This window comes from Asticcacaulis machinosus, assembly GCF_028550435.1.
Classification (GTDB): Bacteria; Pseudomonadota; Alphaproteobacteria; order Caulobacterales; family Caulobacteraceae; genus Asticcacaulis; species Asticcacaulis machinosus.
The window spans coordinates 1-809 of the sequence record NZ_JAQQKV010000008.1 but is presented as its reverse complement, the minus strand read 5'-3'; the positions used below and the strand labels follow the sequence as shown (position 1 = coordinate 809).

At 60.4% G+C, this 809-nt stretch carries 1 protein-coding gene; it reads right to left on the bottom strand.

Annotated features, from left to right (window positions below; all coding sequences use genetic code 11):
* Positions 1-23 precede the first annotated feature (23 nt).
* A partial coding sequence (locus tag PQU98_RS16915; RefSeq protein ID WP_272746141.1) for an acyl-CoA dehydrogenase family protein occupies positions 24-809 on the bottom strand: 786 nt, incomplete at its 5' end.

The following is an 809-nucleotide window of genomic DNA, read 5'->3' as shown; positions in this document are numbered from 1 at the left end:
CGCTTCACACTTTTTGGCATGCGCTAATAAAACGCCTGCAGTCCCGTTTGCGCCCGCCCGAGGATGAGGGCGTGGACATCATGGGTGCCCTCATAGGTGTTGACGCTCTCCAGGTTCTGAGCGTGGCGCATGACGTGGAATTCCTCATGGATGCCGTTGCCGCCGTGCATATCCCGCGCATGACGGGCGATCTCCAAAGCCTTGCCGCAGTTGTTGCGCTTGATCAGGCTGATCATCTCAGGCTGCATCTGACCGGCATCAAACAGTTGCCCGACGCGCAGCGCCGCCTGCAGGCCCAGCGTAATCTCGGTCTGCATATCGGCCAGCTTCTTCTGAAACAGTTGCGTCTGCGCCAGCGGCCTACCGAACTGAACGCGATCAAGGCCGTACTGCCGCGCCCGGTGCCAGCAGTCTTCGGCGGCGCCAATCACGCCCCACGCGATTCCGTAACGGGCGCGGTTCAGACAGCCAAACGGGCCTTTCAGCCCCTCGGCATGGGGCAGGAGCGCGTCGTCTGCGACTTCGACATTGTCCATGACAATCTCGCCGGTGATCGAGGCGCGAAGGCTGAGTTTGCCGTGGATTTTGGGCGCCGACAGGCCCTTCAATCCCTTGTCCAAAATAAAGCCGCGAATGCCCCCGTCCAGCTTGGCCCAGACCACAAACACATCAGCGATCGGCGAGTTTGAAATCCACATCTTGGTGCCGTTGAGGCGGTAACCGCCGTCAATCTTATCGGCCTTTGTGCGCATCGAACCCGGATCAGAGCCCGCATCAGGTTCGGTCAGGCCAAAGCAGCCGATCCATTC